We start from the raw sequence: 20,820 nt of genomic DNA, 5'->3' as shown, positions 1-20,820 counted from the left end.
CGATGATGCCTTTATCGATGGAGATATCATTCCAATAAGCCCGCGGGTGTCCGGCCTGGATCCGCATGATTTCCAGGCCCGTCTGGATGGGGCGGAGGCCGCGCTGGAAGCGGCAAAAGCCGCTAATCGGGCACGCAACATCAGTGTCGAACTAACCCGGATCACCGCCACGGCCGAATTGAATGAAGCCAAAGACAATGTGGAATCGGCAAGAGCGGCAGTTCAGGAGGCCAAGGCACGACTTGCCCTGTGTGAAGCAGCACTCGCCCAAGCAAAGGCAGAGGCCGAATCCGCAAGGGGGCGGTATCGGCTGGATGCGACGAACTTAAAGCGGTACCGCGAGATGGCGAAGACGAAAACAGTATCACTTCAAGACCTTGATCGCGCCGTAGCCGCTGAACAAATGTCCGCTGCAGATTTAAGGGCGGCGGAAAAGAAGGTTGACAAAAGCATCTGTTCGTGAAGCCAAGGCGGCGATCAAGGCTGCAGAAGCCAGCCAGCGACAGGCCAATGCCCGCTTGACTGCGGCACAGTCCGCACCCCAGCAGATCAAACAGAGCCGTTTTCAAGCGAAAGTATCTAGTGCTGATATCGACCAGGCCAAGGCCAATGTCGCCCAGGCCAGTCTGAATCTTTCCTATACAAAGATTTATGCGCCATGCGACGGTTTTGTGACCAAAAAAGATGTCGAGCTCGGGCAGTTCGTGCAGCCCGGACAATCGCTCATGGCACTGGTGCCTCGGAATGTATATGTTACGGCCAATTTCAAGGAAACACAGCTGACACACATGCGACCCGGCCAGCCGGTTGAAATCTCGGTGGATGCATACCCAAATTTCACCTTCCACGGCCATGTGGACAGCATCCAGCATGGGTCGGGCGCCCGCTTCAGTCTGCTTCCGCCGGAAAACGCCACAGGCAATTATGTCAAGGTCGTCCAGCGGGTACCGGTCAAAATTGTTTTCGACCGTCCGCAAGAGACTAAAAAGTGCTGTTGGTCCCGGGGATGTCAGTGGTACCAGACGTGGATATCGGCGCCGTGGGATGGCCGTCCGACGGATCGAAATATATCTCGAAAAACAAGGCTCCGCTCCACACGAAGAGTGGGGCCGCAGCAATAAAATGAACGGCGCATCCGAAAATACCACCACCAAGTTAATCGAGGTAAATAAATGGCTGGTGGCAGTCACGGTCATGTTCGGCGCGTTCATGGCAGTCATGGACGTCAGTGTCGTCAATGTGGCCATGCCGCACATGATGGGTACCTTTTCCGAGGATCTCTCATCGATAACCTGGGTATCCACAGCCTACAGCATCGCCGAAATCTGGTGACCATGGCCGGCTGGTTCAGTACGCTCATCGGCCGCAAGAAGCTCTAATGTGGTCGTTCGCAATGTTCACGGTAGGGTCGGTTCTGTGCGGTACAGCGGTTTCGTTTCCACAGATGTTGTTCTACCGGGTGCTGCAGGGGATCGGCGGCGGTTCGCTGATCCCAGTTTCGCAGGCAATTCTTCGGGAGTCGTTTTCCAAGGAGGAGCAGGGGATGGCCATGGCCATATTTGGCATGGGGGTCGTTCTGGCACCAGCGATTGACCGATTGTGGGCGGCTGGCTGACGGATTACTATGGATGGCCCTGGATTTTTTCATCAACATCCCGATAAGCATCATCGGTATTTTCATGATCGGCGCCTTTGTTCACGATCCGCCGTATCTGCGGCGCGGGATCAGAAAATCGACTGGATCGGCATCGGTCTGCTGGCGGTCGCCCTGACCACCATGCAGATCGTACTGGAACGGGGACAAAGAGAGAACTGGTTCGATTCGCGCCTGATTGTGCTAGGGACCGTTGTTTGTGTACTGGCGCTGATCAGCCTAGTGATTTGGGAACTGATTGCGCCGGAACCGGTAATCAATTTCCGGATCCTGCGCAATGCCCCGCTGGCCATCGGCTCTGCCATAGGGATAATCTTTGGCATCGCCCTTTTGGCACTACATTCATTCTGCCTCAATTTACACAGGACCTGCTGGAATATCCTGCGTTCCAGGCAGGGCTGGTGATTGCGCCGCGGGCATTCATGCTGCTGCTCTTCATGCCAATCGTGGGCCGACTTTACAACCATATCGATGCACGGGTGCTGGTGATATTCGGCGTCGGGATCACCTTCTGGTCCTATTATGATCTCGCCGGATTGTCGCTTGCCGCAGGGTTCTGGAACCTTGTCCCCACGCTCTTGATCATGGGTATTGGCATGCCGTTCGTGTTCGTGCCCTTAAGCACCCTTTCACTGTCCACTGTACCCAGCCCTGACATGACTGATGCAACCGGCCTTTACACCCTGGCGCGTCGGGTCGGTGGCAACATCGGATACGCGCTGGCGGCCACGATGGTGGATCGTGGCCAGCAGATCCACCGATCCTATCTGGTCGATCATGTAAACCCCTTTAATATGCCTTATGCCGAATACAATCGAATTGCCGGAACCGCACTAAGGCATGCAGGACTCAATACCCAGGGTGTGCAGCATACAATTTATGCGCTGACAAATCGGATTGTGGACATGCAGTCAACCATGCTGACATACAACGATATATCCTGGGTGTTTGGCCTACTGTTTTTGAGTATCATACCACTGGTACTGCTGCTGGCCAGGGCGTACCGCCCTGGCCAGCAAATCCGCCAAGGCATCCGGAAACTGACGGGGTCAACGATCACAAAGCGCATCTTGTTCCACTGATCTCGGTCCTGCGGGGTCAAGATTCAAAAGGGCCCGATGAAAAAGACAGAGATCCTGTAAGGATATCAATGAAAAACTGAAATACATGGACTTAATGCCGCAGCGCAACAAGACAGATCACCAATACTGGATATGAATAAAATATCGGGCTGTCCGTTTGCCTGTATTACAATCCTTCATTCTGTAACTTGAGTACAAGCTCCTTCTGGGCGACGGTAAGCCTCTTCGGGACGTCCACCATGAGCCGCACATATTGATTGCCGCTCCCCCCTTTGCCATCAGGCAGACCCTTGCCCTTTATACGCAGCTTCTTTCCAGGCCCGGTCCCGGGTGGTATCTTGAGTCTGACACTGCCGCCGAATGCAGTCGGAACCTCGATCTCTCCACCGAGGCATGCGCTGCTGAAACTTATCGGCTGATCTATCTCCAGGTCCAATCCATTGACCCTGAAGCGACTGTCAACCTGTGGACGGACCACGAGATAGAGGTCCCCTCTTATGCCGTCTGCTCCAACCCCGCCCTTCCCAGCCACGCGGATCTTTTTCCCTGGGCCAACCCCAGGTGGTATCTTTACAGATATCCGTTCCTCAAGCCCGCCGGCATCAAAGGCAAGCCTCTTTTCACAACCTTCAGACATCTCTCTTGGAGAAAGGGGTATCTCAAGCGTTATATCCTCGCCAGGCCGAGCGGAGGCAAAGCGGTCCGCCTTTTCATATCCTTCGCCTACGCCACCTGTCCCCTGACTGAAGATCTGGCTAATCAAATCGTCGAATGAGCCTACGCCACCCGGTCTCCCGCCAAAACTGACCCTCCACGCCCTGGCCCCGCCTTTGCCGCCGATGCCGAATTCCTGGAAGATATCACCAAAATCGAAGTTTCTGAATATATCTTCTTGAGTATAACGACGGTTGAATTCAGAAGAACCGAAGGTATCATACTGTTTCTTCTTTTCAGGATCGCTTAAAACCGCATAGGCCTCGTTTATCTCCTTGAAACGTTCCTCCGCGGCCCTATCGCCCTTGTTCTTGTCAGGATGATACTTCATTGCAAGCCTACGAAAGGCCTTTTTTATCTCATCGGGGGTTGCGGTCTTTGATACCCCTAGTACTTTGTAATAATCCTTTGCATTTTCCATATCTGCATCCAAAATTTATTAAAACTCATTGAAATATTATAAAATTTGCATTTCAATTTAATGATATGCAGCACAAAGTCAAGGTAGACCCTCTTAAAAGAACAGGTTGAAATTATATGTCCCTAAAAATAGCGCCCTTTGCCCCTTCAAGCCCACCTGATCCGCAAAAAATCAAGGAAGGACTTGAAATAATCGACATTGAAGGACCTGAACTGATATGGACCAGAGACCCCTTTGGACCAACATCTCGCAGTGGACCGTTCGACTATCTGGCCGAAGACGATGAAGTACAGGCCGCCCGTTTTTCCAAATATATGCAGGATGTCTCAAACGATTTTATCTGGACCATGCGGGGCGGCTATGGGTCTTCGAGATGGATAGATAAGATCGATTGGGGCAGAGTGGCGGGATCTGCGCATCCTTTAATTATAGGCTTCAGCGATATCACATTCCTACATGCCGCACTCAACTCAAGGGGGCTGCGTTCCATCCACGGCCCGCTTATAACCACACTTCCGAAGACAAGCCCGGCGTCAAGGGCTGCGCTCTGGTCCTGTCTTGAAAAAGGCAAGTTCCCGCCACTTCCTGCCAGACCGTTGATAAAAGGAAAAAACCGGCTCGTTTACGGCAGGTTGATAGGCGGGAATCTTACATGCCTTGTCCATACCCTGGCGACCCCTTACGAACCGCCATGGGACGATGCCATCCTGTTTATTGAAGATTATAATGAGGCACCTTACAGGCTTGACCGCATGCTCACCCATCTTGTGGCCTCTGGACGACTCTCAAAGGTATCTGGCATTGCCGTCGGACGCCTCACAAAGGACCAGTCTTCAGATTTCAGCCCTGAACAGCTCCTCAAAGACAGGCTTTCCAGCCTGGATATCCCGGTAATCATAGATATCCCTGCAGGCCACGGCGAAGACAACTTTCCGATGCTTCTCGGGGGTGTATATGAATTGAACGGCGATGTCGGCATACTAGCCCCGGCTTAGGAATATCAGCCGCCGCTGTCCACCAGGGGAACGGGCTCGCCAAGGAGCCTCGCCAAGGCTGTGATCTTTGCAGTATGTTCAAGGCATTCCATCAGCTCGAAGGCCTTCATCAAACTCGGCCCGCGGGTTATCGCGCCGTGGTGCGCGAGTATCTGGGCTGGCCCCTTGTCAAGGACCCCAGCTACGGCATCGGCAAGCAATTTGCTTCCAGGCGGTGCATACCCTACCACAGGGACTTCACCCAAGAACATCATTCCCTCGACCATGAGGTGAGGGGTAAACTTAAACCCTGCAAGACTCAAGGCCATTGTCCACGGGGCATGGGTATGCACCACGGCCATTGCACCTGAATCCTTTCTATAAATGGCGAGATGAAGCGAGATTTCGGAAGACGGCCTTTGCCCTTGATCCTTACCGGCATCGCCTGCTGGATCACCCTTCTCGTCCACCATGACGAGGTCACTTTCAGACAAAATGCCCTTGTGTGCACCGGTTGGTGTAATCAAGATAAAACCATTTCCAAGTCGGACGCTCACGTTGCCATCCGGCCCAGCAATAAGCCCCTTCTGATAAAGCAGCCTGCAGACAAGCACCATCGACCTGCGAAGGCCGGCCATTTCTATATTGACGCTCAATTTAAAATACCTCGGAATTCATCTTGTTGCGCCCCGATCCCAATGTGCAACTATATATAATATTCCTTTTTCTTTGTGACCTCTTTTTTTATGCGGTTAAGGGTCAACGAAAGCGCACTGATCGTATTGTCCCTTATATCACCGGCCACGCCGAGGAGCATGACATCATCGCCCACATTCAAGCGCCCCTCACGTATCTCTGTATCAACAGCGACAACGCCGGGAAGCCGCCTTGCATCCCTGATAATCTCATCTAGACGCTTGCGATCGACCTCGATATCCACTGCGCATACAGGACGTCCATCCCTTGAATGGTCCCGTACAACTCCGTTATGGATGAGCACCATGCCAGCCTTGCCACCTGCAGCATCTTTAAGTCTTTTTAAGAATGAGTCTATATTCATAACGTTTCTCCTTACTTTAAAAAATTTTTAAGGAATTTTAATGTTGACATAATGACGATTTAATTATATTTAATGAAATGTCAACTGTGTGACAAATGTCACCTGTTGATCGGGCGTTAATCTTCTTGAAGGCCGCGATCGCTTTAGCTGTTTCCTTTAATGTAGTAGACTAAAAAAGAGAACTAAAAAAACAAAAGGAGGGCAAGAAACGATGAAGAAACTGTTAGTAGGGATCATGGTATTGGTCATGCTGATACCGGCCATGGTATTGGCATCACCTACGCCAGAAGAGCTCATGAAAAAGATCGACGCGCTTAACGCTGAGCTCGCAAAGGTGAAGTCGGAACTGGAGAATGTCCAGACCAAACAGCAAGAAACCAGCCAGACAGTCGAGAAGGTCTCTCAGAAGGTGGGAGGCGGACTGGCCAAGACCAACTTCTCTTTCGACGGAGGCGATTTCAGATTCAGGGTGGATTCAACCAGGGCGCATGTGCCTGGTTACTATGATGAAAGGCAGTACATGAGCGCCTTGCAGGCATGGCAGCAGGGCGGCATGAAGGGCCCGATGCCGACTATTAACCAATTTTATCAGAGGAGCTATAGCCCGAAAAATGACGACCTCTACACCACAAGGCTCCGTCTGAACATGAGCGCCGAGGCAACCGAGAACATAATGTTCAAGGGCCGTCTTGCCATGTACAAGATATGGGGCATGGAGACGGCTAATGCAACAGCCGCCCCGTTCTTCGCCTCAAACGGCTATCTCTGGGATCCAAACATTAGCCGCAGGCCAAACGACAACACAGTCAGGGTTGAGATGGCCTATGTGAACTGGACAAATATAGGCGGGTATCCGATATGGTTCTCAGTTGGCCGTAGGCCGACTGTTGACGGGCCTCCGCTCCAGCTCAAGGAAAACTTGCTGAACCGCTATGCAACCCCTACAGCCCTTGGCGTGGACTGGACCTTTGACGGCGCAACCGTTGGCTACTCCTATTCTAATCCATTCCCAGGTAAAATCAGGATCTGCTACGGCCGCGGTTATCAGACAGGATTCCAGGATGTCCCCTATCAGCAGAAGATAGACAATGTCGATCTATACGGTATAAACTGGGATGTAATCGACGACCCTGATAGAGACATGTTCGCAAACCTCCAGCTCTTCAAGGCCGGAGACATCCCGGATACAATGGAAAACATAAGCACATCCCCAGTTAATGCTTACAATAACTTGGTCATGTTTGGCAAACCGTCGAACAACCTGGGTGATATCTATCATCTGAGCGGTGTATTCATGCACAAACTTCCCGCACAGTTCTTGAATATCGATTACTTCCTGAGCGCTGGCATGAGCTATACTGACCCACGCGGCGTAAGCAGGGAATATATAGGTCTTATCAATCCAGGTGACCCATCACAGGGTATAGGCGGCTACGGACTACTTAACAACCCGGGTGAGAATCAAAAACACTGGGGCTGGGCAGCGTATGTAGGCTTTAGGGTACCTATCGAGCAGCTTCGCAGCAAGCTTGGCGTTGAGTATAACTATGGCTCACGGTACTGGATCAACTTCACTCCTGCATCCGATGACCTTTATCTGTCAAAGCTTGCCACCCGTGGTCATGTAGGCGAGATCTACTGGATATGGGATATTCCAGACACACCACTTTCAAAGCTTGGCCGCGCATTCATCAGGGCAGGCTATCAGTATTACTGGATAAACTACACAGGAAGTGGAAACTGGGTGGGTAAACCGATTGATATCGACAACCTGAAGGATCCACAGAATGCCTCTTACATGGGCCAGCCAGGGGTTGACCGCATGGATAACGCCTACCTGACCTTCGAGGTATACTTCTAAAACCATCGAATCAACCAGGAAGATAATATAAAAAAGGGGGGAGGCTTCGCCTCCCCTTTTTTATGGAGGGATAAGCTATGCCGATACATGAATTCAGATGCAGAAGTTGCAATTCCGACTTTGAACTGCTACTCATAAGTAAGGTAGAAATAGTAGATGTGCGATGTCCGATGTGCCAAAGCCCTGATGTTCAAAAGGTTTTAAGCGCAGCCAACATATCCGTGGCAGACGGAGGGAATAAAAAGACAAATATGTCAAGATCAATGGCTACGTCTAAGGCATCTACCGGGTGCACTATACAGGAAAGGTCGTGCGGGTCGGGCAGCTGCGCCACATTTGAACTATCGGGTCATAACAGAGAGAAATAGAAAAACAGCCACCTATTTTATCTTTACTTGGGAGTAAGCCTCGTAAGTAAGATCTGAAAAGACTCGTCTTCACCTGAATGGAGTGTAACTTCTTTTATAGCGATATCGTAGCACCCCGAACAGAACCCCAAAAACCCTGCAAGGCTCTTGCGTCTTTTGTCATGGGAAAGATAAATCACGCCATTCGGCGCAAGAAATATCTCAAACACCTTCAGGAGGGGTGCGAAGAACCTTGAGTTAAAGAGTATCTCAGAACCTATTATAATCTCAAACTTACCGAGTGAGCCGTCAGGCTCAAGCCAATCTAGCCTCTTTTGAAACACGCCTTCACAGCCATTGACCGCGGCAGATACCCTTGCAAAATCCAATATCTCATCGTCAAAATCCGTTACCGTAACACAGTGGCCAAAAGCAGCCGCCACAATACCGGCCACACCCACACCGGCCCCGAGCTCAAGGATACGCCTACCAGGGTCCGTCGGCATCCTCGCCATAAAATCCGCAAGCACGACCGCCGCCTCCCATATCTTGACCCAGAAAGGAAAATCGGATACGTCAGCGAAGATGTCTCTCCCCTTGATCAGCGGTTCTATATCGCCTGGATGGAGAAAATTAAAATGCCTGCCCCTTACAGTCAGTGGTTCAAATTCCAATGAATATCTGGAATCCAGACGTTCATAAACCGACTTTACACAAGGAGGTATAAGCTCCGACATCGATCGTTCTGGTTCTGTATTCATGACGTTGCAGCAGCGGCCCTGCGGCACTCTTTCTCGTCATAAAAGACCCGTCCTGTCCCCGCCGGAATCAATCGGCCCATTATGACATTTTCCTTAAGACCCCTCAAATAATCTATCTTGCCGGCAATTGATGCATCGGTAAGGACTTTCGTCGTCTCCTGGAACGAAGCTGCAGATATAAAGCTGTCAGTCGTCAAAGAGGCCCTAGTTATGCCGAGCAACATCGGCTCAGCGGTTGCAGGTTGCCGGCCTTCGGCGATCAACTTCTCGTTTTCCTCTTCAAATCTATAGCGTTCCACCTGTTCGCCGAGCATAAACGTACTGTCGCCCACGCTTGTAATCTTAACCCTGCGCACCATCTGCCTGACTATCACCTCGATATGTTTGTCGTTTATCTTGACACCCTGCAGCCGATAGACCTCTTGGATCTCATTTACCATATAACGGGCCAAGGCCTTTATACCCTTGACCCTCAGGAGATCGTGCGGATTGATTACGCCATCCATTAGTGGTTCGCCTGCACGTATATAGTCACCTTCGTGGGCATTTATATACTTGCCTTTCGGTATCATGTATTCCTTGGGTTCGCCGACTTCAGGGGTAATGATCACACGCCGTTTGCCCTTTAGGTCCTTACCGAAAGACACAACACCGTCTATCTCGGATATAATCGCATATTCCTTCGGCTTTCTCACCTCAAAGAGCTCCGCAACCCTAGGAAGACCTCCTGTAATGTCCTTTGTTTTTGTCGTCTCCCTAGGTATCTTTGCAATAATCTCTCCAGCCCTGATCTCGTCACCCTCATTCGCTACAACGATGGCACCAACCGGAAGAAGATAGCGGGCATCTCCCTTGCCGCTTGGCAACTTCAATGTCCTTCCCCGCTCATCCTTAATCGAAATTCGAGGCGTATAGTCGGAAGACCGATGTTGTATAACCACACGACTCGCCCTACCCGTAAGCTGATCCACCTTTTCTTCTATAGTGACCCCATCTATAAGATCCCCGAATTTCACCTTTCCAGACACCTCTACAAGGATTGGGTTTGTAAACGGATCCCACTCAGCCAACTTTTGACCCGGCTCAACAGCCGCCCCATCTTCAACCACTAGCTCTGCCCCGTATATTACTGGATAACGCTCCCTCTCCCTGCCGTCATGTGACATGATCACCAGCTCGCCGTTCCTGTTTAGCACCACCATGCGCCCTGCAGGATTGCGCACCGCGCTAATCCTTTCATAACGCACGACTCCACCCCCTCTTGCCCTGATATCCGCCTGCTCGACCTTGCCACCAGCTGCGCCACCTATATGGAATGTCCTCATGGTAAGCTGTGTACCAGGTTCTCCGATCGACTCTGCGGCTATAATACCTACAGCCTCACCAATAGCTACCATGCGCCCTCTTGCAAGGTCACGCCCGTAACACTTAGCGCACACCCCATAAGGCGACCGACAGGTAAGAACCGACCTGATCTCAACCCTGGAGATCCCGGCGTCTTCTATCTTGACTACAGCATCTTCATCTATCTCCTCATTGGCCTTGACCAATACCTCGCCAGTAACCGGATCCACAATATCCATGAGGGCTACACGACCCAATATGCGTTCTCCGAGACGCTGTATGATCTCGCCGCCCTCTATAAGATGCTCCATCTCAATCCCATCAATGGTACCACAATCCTCTTCATATATCGTAGAGTCTTGGGCCACATCAACGAGCCTTCTAGTCAGATAGCCGGAATTGGCTGTCTTCAGCGCCGTATCTGCAAGACCCTTTCTTGCGCCGTGAGTAGAGATAAAATATTCAAGCACGCTCAAACCCTCACGGAAATTGGCCTTTATAGGCGTCTCAATGATCTCGCCGGACGGCTTAGCCATCAACCCACGCATACCGGCAAGCTGCCTTATCTGGTCCTTGCTACCCCTTGCACCTGAATCAGCCATGATGAAAACCGGATTAAAGCTTGGTGATGAAACCACCTCACCATTAGCGTTGCGATGGTACTCAACGGAGATACCTTCCATCATTTCTGAGGCGACCTCGTCAGTAGCCCTTGTCCAGATATCTATAACATTATTATATCTCTCGCTCTCCGTAAGCAGACCCTCCTTGTACTGCCTATCAACTTCTGAAACGGCTTCCTGGGCCTTCTCAAGTATCTCTTCCTTGCGCACAGGCACGGCGAGATTGTTTATGCAAATAGAAATGCCTGCCAATGTAGCGAACCTGTAACCCATATTTTTCAAGGCGTCAGCCAATATGATGGTCTGCTTGGCACCAGCAAGTCTGTAGCTTATATCAATAAGCTTGTTTATATCCTTTTTACGCATTACTTTATTAATATATGAAAATGGCACATATTCAGGGAGGATGTCAGACAATATCACCCTTCCTACGGTGGTCTCTACAAGCTCGTCCCTAATTCTTGCCTTGATCTTCGCCTGCAAGTGCACGATGCTGGCATCCCAGGCCTGAATCACCTCTTCCTTTGAAGCAAATATCTTGCCCTCACCCTTTACGCCTGGCCGTTCCCTGGTCATATAATAGATACCGAGCACAATGTCTTGACTGGCCTGTATAATAGGCTCACCGTGCGCGGGCGAGAGTATGTTGTTGGTGGACATCATAAGTACCCTTGCCTCGGTCTGGGCCTCGACAGACAGAGGCAGATGGACCGCCATCTGGTCGCCGTCAAAGTCTGCATTGTATGCAGTACAGACTAGTGGGTGCAGGTGAATGGCCTTACCCTCGACAAGAATAGGCTCAAACGCCTGAATACCCAGCCTGTGCAATGTAGGTGCCCTGTTCAACATAACGGGATATTCCTTCACCACCTCATCCAAGGCGTCCCAGACCTCTGGAACCTCTTTTTCCACCATCTTCTTCGCACTCTTTATAGTGGTCACAAGGCCCTTTTCTTCAAGTTTATTGTAGATGAAGGGCTTAAAAAGCTCGATCGCCATACGTTTTGGAAGGCCACACTGGTGCAGTCTCAGTTCGGGACCAACGACAATTACTGTGCGGCCCGAATAATCGACACGCTTGCCAAGGAGATTCTGTCTGAAACGTCCCTGTTTCCCCTTCAGCATGTCAGAAAGGGACTTAAGAGGTCTTTTGTTGGGACCAGTCACAACACGCCCTCTGCGTCCATTGTCGAACAGTACATCAACCGCCTCCTGGAGCATCCTCTTCTCGTTACGCACGATGATATCAGGGGCGTCGAGCTCCTGGAGCCTCTTGAGGCGGTTGTTTCTGTTTATGACCCTTCTATATAGATCATTGAGGTCAGATGTAGCAAAGCGTCCACCGTCAAGGGGAACAAGGGGCCTCAAGTCCGGCGGAAGCACAGGGATGACATTAAGTATCATCCATTCAGGTCGGTTGCCCGAGTCTTTAAAGGCCTCTATCACCCTCAAGCGCTTCCCGAGCTTCTTGCGTTTCGCCTCCGACTTGGTCTTGATCATCTCGTCTCTCAGCTCCCTTGAAAGGGAATCGAGATCTATCCTTGCAAGGAGCATCTGGATGGCCTCTGCACCTATACCTACTTCAAACTTGGAGCCGTAAAGATCAAGGTTTTTTGTGTAAAGTTCCTCTGATAATATGGTGCCCACAGCAAGTTCAGGCACTTGGGAAGAGAGCACTATATGGGATTCAAAATACAGGACCCTTTCCAGTTCCTTGAGACTAAGGTCAAGAAGGGCGCCAATCTTGCTCGGAAGGCTCTTTAAAAACCATATATGCGCCACAGGGGCGGCAAGGCTTATGTGGCCCATACGTTCGCGCCTAGCCTTCGCCTGAATGACCTCTACGCCACATTTCTCGCAGATTACACCCCTGTGCTTCATTCGTTTGTACTTGCCACACAGGCACTCATAGTCCTTTATAGGACCGAATATCCTGGCACAGAAAAGGCCATCCCTTTCAGGCTTAAAGGTACGATAATTTATGGTCTCAGGCTGCTTAACCTCACCAAAAGACCTCTCGAGCATCTTTTCGGGTGAGGCTATAGATATCCTGACCGCCTTAAAATTTAAAGGATCTTTCGGTTTTGAAAAAAAAGAAAGGAGATCTTCCATTCGATAAACCCTCTATTCAATAAGTTCCATGTCCATGCAAAGACCTTGGAGTTCTTTAACCAAAACATTAAATGATTCCGGAAGGCCGGCCTCAAGGAAATTGTTACCCTTGACTATCTTTTCATACATCCTTGACCTCCCGGCTACGTCGTCAGACTTGACTGTAAGGAACTCCTGGAGGGCATGTGCTGCACCATAGGCCTCAAGGGCCCAGACCTCCATCTCACCCAAGCGCTGACCACCGAACTGGGCCTTACCTCCGAGCGGCTGCTGCGTGACCAATGAATAAGGACCTGTTGAACGGGCATGTATCTTATCATCAACAAGATGATGAAGCTTGAGCATATACATAACCCCTACTGTTACAGGTTCGGCTATCGGCTCACCCGTCTGTCCATTATAAAGTGTAACTTGACCCAATTCGGATTGTCCTGAATCAACAAGCAAACCCCTGATGACCGACTCATCGGCACCATCAAAGACAGGCGTTGCCATCGGGATCCCATGCTCAAGTCCCATTGCAAACTGTCTAAGACTATCGTCATCCATCTTGTCAAGCATGGCCTCCAATTCGCCATCTCCTTTGAAGATGTCACCAAGCCTTGCCTTGACCCTTTTTATGTCATTTTCCCTTGCAAGACGTGCCACCTGCTCACCCAAATTCTTGGCCGCCCAGCCAAGATGTATCTCCATAATCTGTCCAACGTTCATTCGCGATGGCACGCCGAGTGGATTCAAGATAATATCAACCGGCGTCCCGTCTTCAAAATACGGCATATCCTCAATCGGTACGATCTTCGACACGATGCCCTTGTTTCCATGCCGTCCGGCCATCTTGTCGCCTACCTGGAGCTTGCGCTTCATGGCCACATAGACCTTTACCATCTTGATGACACCTGGCGGTAGCTCGTCACCCTTTTTGAGACGCTCGATTTTGCCTTCAAAATGCCTTCTTATACGCTCATCTTCTTTATTATACCAAGCCAAGATATCGGCCACTGCAGGATCAAGCCTCTTCTGGCCCTCAAGAATCAATTCCTGGAAACGATAGATAGGCGTCCTTCTCACGGCCTCGGCGTTCATCTCTTTGCCGGCCTCAAGGAGGACATTACCCCTGCTGTCTTTTATGGAAACAGCCGGCCTCTTCCCGGCAAGTTGTCTTACCAACTTCTCTATGGCGACATGCTGTATTATACTGAGCTCATCCGCCTGGTCTTTCTGGATGCTGGCTATCTCAACATCTTCAATGGCCTGGGCCCTTGCATCTTTTTCTACGCCCTTTCTACAAAATACCTTGGCGTCTATTACCACACCTTCTATGCCAGGCGGCACCCTCAAGGACGTATCCTTGACGTCGCCCGCCTTTTCACCAAAAACGGCCCTTAAAAGTTTTTCCTCAGGCGACAGCAATGTCTCACCCTTGGGCGTTACCTTTCCTACAAGGATATCGCCAGCCTTGACCTCGGCACCTATGCGGACAATCCCGCTCTCGTCGAGATTTTTCAGCGCCTCTTCCCCGACATTCGGTATATCCTTTGTTATCTCCTCCTTACCGAGCTTGGTGTCTCTGGCCTCTACGCTGAATTCCTCAATATGGATAGACGTATAGACGTCTTCTTTGACGATCCGTTCATTTATAATGATCGCGTCTTCAAAATTGTAACCTAGCCAGGGCATAAACGCCACAACTACATTCTTGCCAAGCGCAAGCTCGCCCCTATGCGTTGAAGGCCCATCCACAAGCACCTGACCCCTTCTGATCCTTTGTCCTGGGTGAACTAAGGGTTTCTGATTCAATACGGTGGTCTGATTTGACTTCTGAAACTTCTTGAGCTTATGTATCTCGACCTCAATAGGCCTACCCTCCGCCTCATCTCCTTCATAGACAACGACGAGTCTGGTCGAGTCGACATAATCCACCCACCCGTCCCGTTTCGCTATAATCGCAACGCCCGAATCCTTGGCTACGGTGGCCTCCATTCCTGTCCCGACCAGCGGGGCCTCTGACACAAGGAGAGGAACGGCTTGGCGCTGCATATTGGAACCCATAAGCGCTCTGTTTGCATCATCATTCTCAAGAAAAGGTATCAAGGCGGCTGATACGCTCACTAACTGATTCGGCGCCACATCTATGGCAGTTATTTCATCTGCGGGCACCATTAAGAACTCGCCTTTGATCCTCGCACCAACCTGATCATCAACAATCCTCCCGTTCGCATCGAGCTCAATCGTCGCCTGGGCTATAGTCTCATGGTCCTCCTCGGACGCGGTCATATAGACCACTTCACCGGTAACCCTCCTGTCCTTGACTATGCGATAAGGCGTCTCTATAAAGCCATAATCGTTTACACGAGCAAATGTGCTAAGAGATACTATAAGGCCTATATTGGGCCCTTCAGGGGTTTCAATAGGACATATACGTCCATAGTGGGTTGGATGCACATCCCGCACTTCGAATCCTGCTCTCTCCCTTGAAAGTCCACCCGGGCCCAAGGCTGAGAGCCTCCGCTTATGAGTAACCTCTGAAAGGGGATTTGTCTGGTCCATAAATTGAGAAAGCTGACTGGAGCCGAAAAATTCCTTCATAACAGAATTTACAGGCTTTGGATTGACAAGATCATTAGGCATAAGGGTTTCCACCTCTTGGAGGGTCATCCGTTCTTTTATTGCCCTCTCCATCCTGACCAACCCAATCCTATACTGGTTTTCTATCAATTCACCGATAGACCTCACTCTCCTATTGCCAAGATGATCTATGTCATCAACAGGCCCTCTCTCGTCTTTCAACCTAACAAGCTCCTTGATTGTATTAAGGATGTCTTCTGGTGTAAGGGTTTTTACATTGAGTGGTATATCGGTTTTAAATCTCTGATTTATTTTGTACCTGCCGACCTCGGAGAGATCATATGTATCAGGATTGAAGAAAAGGGATTGAAGGAATTTTTCAGCCACATTTATTATGAGTGGGCTACTTGGGCGGAGCCTGCGATATATTTCAATAATGGCCTCTTCTCGATTCCGGGTCTTGTCAAGCAACAATGTGTCACGTATGGATGAACTGACCTTTACACCATCGATAAAAAGGGTTGATACCTGAGATATCCCCTTTTCCCTCAATAGATTAAGATCTTCGGCCTTGATCTCCGTATTGCTGCCCAAAAGCACCTCACCGGTTAAGGGATCTACAACATCCTCCGCGACGATCTTTCCAATAAGTTCCTGTTCATCGACAGGGATGCGCGTCACACCGAGATCCTCAAGCTTTTTAAGTACTGTTTTTGAAAACTTCAGGTCCTTTCTTACTAAGACATCGCCGGTCTGCGGATGCAAGACATCCATACTCGCCTTTTGCGCCTGCATCGTCTTTGGATTCACTTTGCGATAAATGAGTTGACCCTCTATCAGATAGTTATCTTTGTCATAAAAACTACCTAAAATATCTTCATACCCAAGGGCCTTAAGCAGTACGGTCACAGGGAATTTACGCTTACGATCTATCCTGACGTATAAGATGTCCTTGACATCGAATTCAAAATCAATCCATGACCCACGTACAGGGATGATCCTTGCCGAATAGAGGAGCTTCCCGCTGGTGTGTACCTTGCCGGCGTCATGATCAAAAAAGATGCCCGGGGACCTTTGGAGTTGACTCACGACCACCCTTTCTGTACCGTTGATAATAAATGTGCCGGTGTCGGTCATGAGTGGTATGGTCCCGAAATATATCTCCTGTTCTTTTATATCACGTATACTCTGGACCCCGCTTTCCTTGTCTATATCATATGACAAGAGCCTGACCACTATCTTGACCGGTGCCTCATAAGTCGCCCCGCGCGACATACACTCTTCAACCGTATACTTGGGATCGCCGATTGAATACTGGACAAATTCAAGGGAAAAGGTGCCAGTAAAATCAGTTATAGGGAAGACACTTTTGAATGCAGCCTTGAGTCCTGCATCCTCCTTGACATCAAACTCACTGTCCCTCTGCAAAAATCTTTCGTAAGAACGTTTTTGCAATTCGATCAAGTATGGATAATCTATGACCTTTTTGACACGGCCAAATCTTTTTCTCACAGGTAATAATTGCAATTGATTCATAGGATGCCGCCTCAGATTGGCTTTAAAAAATTGAAAATTTAATTAAAAATTAAATTCTTCAGAAAACTATTTTTTATTGAATTCTCAAAAACTGAACAGCCGAAATGAATTTAACCCGGTCCGTGGGCGCACCTAACCCTCCAGACCGGGCGTCTTAATATATGACAATGCCGTATTTATGAAACGCTTCAAGATCAAGAGATTACTTAATCTCAACCTTTGCGCCTGTCTTCTCTATAATCTCCTTGATCTTGGCAGCCTCCTCCTTGGAAACACCCTCTTTGATGGGCTTCGGAGCACCCTCAACTAAATCCTTAGCCTCTTTTAAGCCAAGGCCGGTGACGGCCCTAACCTCTTTGATAACCTGAATCTTCTGGCTGCCCACATCGGTAAGTATGACACTAAATTCGGTCTGTTCCTCAGCCTGGGCCGCTCCTTCAGCAGACGCAGAGCCGGCCCCAGGGGCAGCGGCCACCGCCACAGGGGCGGCGGCGCTTACGCCGAATTTTTCTTCAAGTTCCTTTATGAGCTCAGATAGCTCTAGTACCGTCATATTGGAAATGAAATCAATTACATCAGCTTTTGTAATAGACATTGCAAATCTCCTTCTTAAATTTTAAAAAATCTCCAAAGCTTGATAATGATGATGTCATGCCTTCTTTTCGGCAATCGCCTTTAAGGCATAAAGCAGTTTCCTCGGCACCCCGGCCAATACATTTACAAAGGCGGTCGGAGTGGCAACCAACGCAGAAAGCAATTGGGCCAAAAGAAACTCACGGCTCGGCATAGCCGACAAGGCAGCAACACCGGCTGCATCAATCAATTTGCCAGAAAGTACGCCGCCTTTTATCTGAAGGGCCTCATTTGCCTTAGTGAAATTTACAAGAACCTTAGCCATAGCTACAGGGTCGCCATATGAGATGGCCACAGCCTTTGGTCCCTCAAAGAGGTCTTTGATGACCTCGGCTTGCGTCCCTTCAACCGCTTTTTTATATATGGTATTTTTAGAAACCCTGAACTCGGCGTCTATCTCTCTAAGGGTCTTACGCAAACTATCAGAATCGGACACCTTGAGCCCAGAATAATCAACCATCACCAATGCGGTTGATCTGGCAAACTTACCATGCATACTCTCAAGCATGGCCTCTTTTTGTTTACGCTTCAAAGCCAAATTTATCACCCCCTTCTACCCACAGGCAGTTTTTATACTGCCAAAGGCAGAGGCTGCACCTGTCTCGGTAGGTGGGACAACCAAAAATCCCATTAAACACTTAGGCGTACCTACTGTCTTTGACCTGTAAAAATTAATAATCAAAATAATATATTATTAGTTCAATCTGGTAGTTGCGGAATCTACCTTTATGCCTGGCCCCATTGTTGAAGAAAGCGATATGCCTTTAATATAAACGCCCTTTGCTGTCGATGGTTTTAGACGATTCAGGGTATCCAAAAAGGCCATAAAATTTTCTCTGATCTTTTCCTGCCCGAAAGACACCCTCCCCAATGGGACATGGACGACACCAGCCTTGTCGACCCTGAAATCAACCTTACCTGACTTGATCTCCTTCACGGCCCTTGCTACATCAAATGTGACAGTGCCTGTCTTTGCATTCGGCATCAATCCCCTTGGACCAAGTATCCTGGCCACCTTTCCGACCATGCCCATCACGTCCGGCGTCGCAATAACACGATCGAAATCAAGCCAGCCTTCCTGTATCTTTGCAATCAGCTCCTCACTGCCTACAAAATCGGCTCCTTCCTCTTCAGCCTCTTTGAGTTTTTCGCCCTTTGAGATGACCAAAACTCGAGGAGTACGACCTGTTCCATGTGGGAGCACCACGGAACCGCGAATGTTTTGATCAGCCTTTTTAGGGTCTACGCCTAAAATCACAGCAGCATCTACACTTTCGTCAAACTTGGCGTAATGTGTCTCAAGAACCAACCTTACGGCATCTTCCAGCGGATACCTCTTAACTCTGTCGACCTTGTCTCTGGATAAACGATATTTTTTGCCGTGCTGAGCCATTGAATTTCTCCTTTAATCAACTATATCTATCCCCATATTACGGGCCGTACCTGCAATGGTCCTGATTGCAGCATCAATGGTTGCTGCCGTAAGATCGGGCATCTTAAGCCTAGCTATCTCTTCAACCTGTTTTTTAGTGACAGTCCCCACTTTATCTCGGTTCGGAACACCGGAACCCTTCTCTATCTTTGCCGCCTTTTTGAGCAAGACAGACGCAGGCGGGGTCTTGAGTACAAAACTAAAAGACCTGTCCGAATAAACCGTTATAACCACGGGTATAATCATGCCTGCCTGATCCTGCGTCTTTGCATTAAAAGCCTTCACAAATTCCATAATATTGACGCCATGTTGTCCCAGGGCAGGACCAACAGGAGGCGATGGGTTGGCTTGACCTGCAGGTAGCTGCAATTTTATATATGCGGATATCTTTTTTGCCATTTCCTTCTCCTTTAAACGCCGCCCCTACATAACCTTTTGGACGTGCGCGAATTCCAATTCAACAGGGGTTGACCTGCCGAATATAGAGACCAAAACTCTGACCTTGCCCTTTTCAGGCTTGACCTCTTCAACAACACCATGAAAATTGGCAAAGGGACCCTCAATTACAGTCACACTATCACCTTTTTCAAAACTATATTTAGGCACCGGCTTCTGCGCCCGTTCCTCCATCTGATGTATAATCTTTTCAGCCTCTTCATCCGAAAGCGGCACAGGGTGATCATGCCCTCCTACAAATCCGGTAACCTTCGGGGTCTCTTGAACCAAATGCCATGTCTCATTGTTAAATTCCATTCTTACAAGGACATAGCCTGGATAAATCTTTCTAGATGATGTCTTACGATCCCCCTTGATAATCTCTATCACATTTTCTGTAGGGATGACAACGCTCGAGAAATATCCTTCAAGGCCATGCTGCTTTATCCTCTCTTCAAGGGCTTCTTTTACTTTAGTCTCAAAGCCGGAGTATGTATGTATTATATACCATCTTTGCGCCATAATTTTTAATTCAGCCGCAAACAAGGCCTGACATCTTTTTCTTTAGAATTAGCCATCCTTCCACGACTGCCTCAATCAACTAGCCCTTTATAAGAAATCTTACAAGTTTAGACAATATTAGATCGACTACGCCAAGATATGCCGCAAAAAAGATCGATATAGCCAAAACGGCCATAGCCATAGAAACGGTCTCCTTTTTATTTGACCAATTAACCTTGTCAAACTCGGTCTTCACATCTCTCAAGAAAGACCTGGCCTTTGGAATCCATCCCTTGATCTCGCCCATCCGATCACCTGCAAGGCCTGTCTTTATATCTAATGAATCAACATCTTCGGCTTTTATGTTTTTTACCTTATTAGCCACTATAAACCCCCTTGCCCATCGACGGAGCAAACAACCCACGGTGCCCTTGCCCCTGGCAGGCCAGGAGGGATTCGAACCCCCAACAGCCGGATTTGGAGTCCGGTGCTCTACCGTTAGAGCTACTGGCCTGTCGATACAACAAATCAGCAGCAAATCGACACCAATTATTTAGTTTCTTTATGGAGAGTATGTCTCTTATCAAAACGACAATATTTTTTAAGTTGTAATTTATCCGGGGTCGTCTTTTTATTTTTAGTGGTTGTATAGTTACGGCGCTTACATTCAGTACAGGCCAAGGTAATTATCTCTCGCACATCCAACCTCCTATTCTATAATCTTACTCACCACACCTGCGCCTACGGTACGGCCCCCTTCACGGA

The 20,820-nt window shown here is 49.2% G+C and carries 21 protein-coding genes, 1 tRNA gene and 1 pseudogene; 9 read left to right on the top strand and 14 right to left on the bottom strand.

Annotated features, from left to right (window positions below):
* The 6 genes and pseudogenes from ACP5SG_RS06050 to ACP5SG_RS06025 form a co-directional block, all read left to right on the top strand.
* A pseudogene (locus tag ACP5SG_RS06050) lies at positions 1–463 on the top strand (hypothetical protein); the annotation flags it as partial.
* Complete coding sequence (locus ACP5SG_RS06045; protein ID WP_237889558.1) at positions 441–1,121, top strand: HlyD family secretion protein; 681 nt, start codon at positions 441–443, stop codon at positions 1,119–1,121. The pseudogene ACP5SG_RS06050 and the gene ACP5SG_RS06045, both read left to right, overlap by 23 nt.
* Before the next feature lies 1 nt (position 1,122).
* On the top strand, positions 1,123–1,332 hold the full coding sequence (locus ACP5SG_RS06040) for a hypothetical protein (protein ID WP_237889556.1): 210 nt from the start codon (positions 1,123–1,125) through the stop codon (positions 1,330–1,332).
* Positions 1,333–1,378: 46 nt separating this feature from the next.
* On the top strand, positions 1,379–1,615 hold the full coding sequence (locus ACP5SG_RS06035) for an MFS transporter (RefSeq protein WP_424661514.1): 237 nt from the start codon (positions 1,379–1,381) through the stop codon (positions 1,613–1,615).
* A gap of 9 nt (positions 1,616–1,624) precedes the next feature.
* Complete coding sequence (locus tag ACP5SG_RS06030) at positions 1,625–2,059, top strand: hypothetical protein (protein ID WP_237889977.1); 435 nt, start codon at positions 1,625–1,627, stop codon at positions 2,057–2,059.
* Entirely contained in the window at positions 1,999–2,736 is a 738-nt protein-coding gene (locus ACP5SG_RS06025) for an MFS transporter (protein WP_237889848.1), read from the top strand. Before ACP5SG_RS06030 ends, ACP5SG_RS06025 begins: the two co-directional genes overlap by 61 nt.
* Positions 2,737–2,902: 166 nt before the next feature.
* Here ACP5SG_RS06025 and ACP5SG_RS06020 read toward each other — a convergent pair whose 3' ends face one another.
* Positions 2,903–3,871, bottom strand: coding sequence for a DnaJ C-terminal domain-containing protein (locus ACP5SG_RS06020; RefSeq protein WP_424661516.1), 969 nt, complete (start codon positions 3,869–3,871; stop codon positions 2,903–2,905).
* A 116-nt stretch (positions 3,872–3,987) separates the two neighbouring features.
* Here ACP5SG_RS06020 and ACP5SG_RS06015 point away from each other — a divergent pair, with 116 nt between their 5' ends.
* On the top strand, positions 3,988–4,866 hold the full coding sequence (locus ACP5SG_RS06015) for a S66 peptidase family protein (protein ID WP_237889550.1): 879 nt from the start codon (positions 3,988–3,990) through the stop codon (positions 4,864–4,866).
* A 5-nt stretch (positions 4,867–4,871) separates the two neighbouring features.
* Here ACP5SG_RS06015 and ACP5SG_RS06010 read toward each other — a convergent pair whose 3' ends face one another.
* Both ACP5SG_RS06010 and ACP5SG_RS06005 read right to left on the bottom strand, forming a co-directional pair.
* Positions 4,872–5,501, bottom strand: a complete 630-nt coding sequence (locus tag ACP5SG_RS06010; protein ID WP_424661517.1) for a class II aldolase/adducin family protein — start codon at positions 5,499–5,501, stop codon at positions 4,872–4,874.
* 50 nt (positions 5,502–5,551) lie between these two features.
* Positions 5,552–5,905, bottom strand: coding sequence for a molybdenum cofactor biosynthesis protein MoaE (locus ACP5SG_RS06005; protein ID WP_424661518.1), 354 nt, complete (start codon positions 5,903–5,905; stop codon positions 5,552–5,554).
* Positions 5,906–6,116: 211 nt separating this feature from the next.
* Between ACP5SG_RS06005 and ACP5SG_RS06000 the strand changes: the two genes are divergently transcribed.
* Positions 6,117–7,766 carry a DUF3373 family protein gene (locus ACP5SG_RS06000; RefSeq protein WP_428122877.1) on the top strand — a complete coding sequence of 550 codons (1,650 nt, stop codon included), beginning with the start codon at positions 6,117–6,119 and terminating at the stop codon, positions 7,764–7,766.
* Between the two features lie 77 nt (positions 7,767–7,843).
* Entirely contained in the window at positions 7,844–8,134 is a 291-nt protein-coding gene (locus ACP5SG_RS05995) for an FmdB family zinc ribbon protein (RefSeq protein WP_407932039.1), read from the top strand.
* Between the two features lie 23 nt (positions 8,135–8,157).
* Here the strand turns inward: ACP5SG_RS05995 and ACP5SG_RS05990 are convergent, their stop codons facing one another.
* The 11 genes from ACP5SG_RS05990 to rpmG all read right to left on the bottom strand — a co-directional run bounded on the left by ACP5SG_RS05990 (position 8,158) and on the right by rpmG (position 20,754).
* Positions 8,158–8,874 (bottom strand): class I SAM-dependent methyltransferase, encoded by a 717-nt coding sequence (locus ACP5SG_RS05990; RefSeq protein ID WP_237889543.1) that lies wholly within the window; start codon positions 8,872–8,874, stop codon positions 8,158–8,160.
* A complete protein-coding gene (gene rpoC / locus ACP5SG_RS05985) occupies positions 8,871–12,953 on the bottom strand; it encodes a DNA-directed RNA polymerase subunit beta' (protein ID WP_428122872.1) in 4,083 nt (1,360 codons plus the stop codon). Before rpoC ends, ACP5SG_RS05990 begins: the two co-directional genes overlap by 4 nt.
* Before the next feature lie 12 nt (positions 12,954–12,965).
* Positions 12,966–17,054 carry a DNA-directed RNA polymerase subunit beta gene (gene rpoB / locus ACP5SG_RS05980; RefSeq protein WP_428122869.1) on the bottom strand — a complete coding sequence of 1,363 codons (4,089 nt, stop codon included), beginning with the start codon at positions 17,052–17,054 and terminating at the stop codon, positions 12,966–12,968.
* 202 nt (positions 17,055–17,256) lie between these two features.
* Positions 17,257–17,649: a 50S ribosomal protein L7/L12 gene (rplL, locus tag ACP5SG_RS05975; protein ID WP_237889537.1), complete on the bottom strand. Its 393-nt coding sequence runs from the start codon at positions 17,647–17,649 to the stop codon at positions 17,257–17,259.
* A 54-nt stretch (positions 17,650–17,703) separates the two neighbouring features.
* Positions 17,704–18,219 (bottom strand): 50S ribosomal protein L10, encoded by a 516-nt coding sequence (gene rplJ / locus ACP5SG_RS05970; protein ID WP_237889535.1) that lies wholly within the window; start codon positions 18,217–18,219, stop codon positions 17,704–17,706.
* Between the two features lie 162 nt (positions 18,220–18,381).
* The gene (gene rplA, locus ACP5SG_RS05965; protein ID WP_237889534.1) at positions 18,382–19,080 is read right to left on the bottom strand and encodes a 50S ribosomal protein L1; all 699 of its coding nucleotides are present in this window, start codon (positions 19,078–19,080) and stop codon (positions 18,382–18,384) included.
* A 12-nt stretch (positions 19,081–19,092) separates the two neighbouring features.
* A complete protein-coding gene (rplK, locus tag ACP5SG_RS05960; RefSeq protein WP_237889532.1) occupies positions 19,093–19,518 on the bottom strand; it encodes a 50S ribosomal protein L11 in 426 nt (141 codons plus the stop codon).
* A 24-nt stretch (positions 19,519–19,542) separates the two neighbouring features.
* Positions 19,543–20,076: a transcription termination/antitermination protein NusG gene (nusG, locus tag ACP5SG_RS05955; RefSeq protein ID WP_237889530.1), complete on the bottom strand. Its 534-nt coding sequence runs from the start codon at positions 20,074–20,076 to the stop codon at positions 19,543–19,545.
* A gap of 79 nt (positions 20,077–20,155) precedes the next feature.
* Positions 20,156–20,440 carry a preprotein translocase subunit SecE gene (secE, locus tag ACP5SG_RS05950; protein ID WP_424661521.1) on the bottom strand — a complete coding sequence of 95 codons (285 nt, stop codon included), beginning with the start codon at positions 20,438–20,440 and terminating at the stop codon, positions 20,156–20,158.
* 53 nt (positions 20,441–20,493) lie between these two features.
* Positions 20,494–20,569 (bottom strand) — tRNA-Trp (locus tag ACP5SG_RS05945).
* A gap of 35 nt (positions 20,570–20,604) precedes the next feature.
* Complete coding sequence (gene rpmG / locus ACP5SG_RS05940; RefSeq protein WP_237889520.1) at positions 20,605–20,754, bottom strand: 50S ribosomal protein L33; 150 nt, start codon at positions 20,752–20,754, stop codon at positions 20,605–20,607.
* Between the last annotated feature and the right edge of the window lie 66 nt (positions 20,755–20,820).

The organism is Dissulfurimicrobium sp. (assembly GCF_049968175.1).
Classification (GTDB): Bacteria; Desulfobacterota; Dissulfuribacteria; order Dissulfuribacterales; family Sh68; genus Dissulfurimicrobium; species Dissulfurimicrobium hydrothermale.
This window is presented reverse-complemented; position numbering and strand designations above follow the sequence as displayed.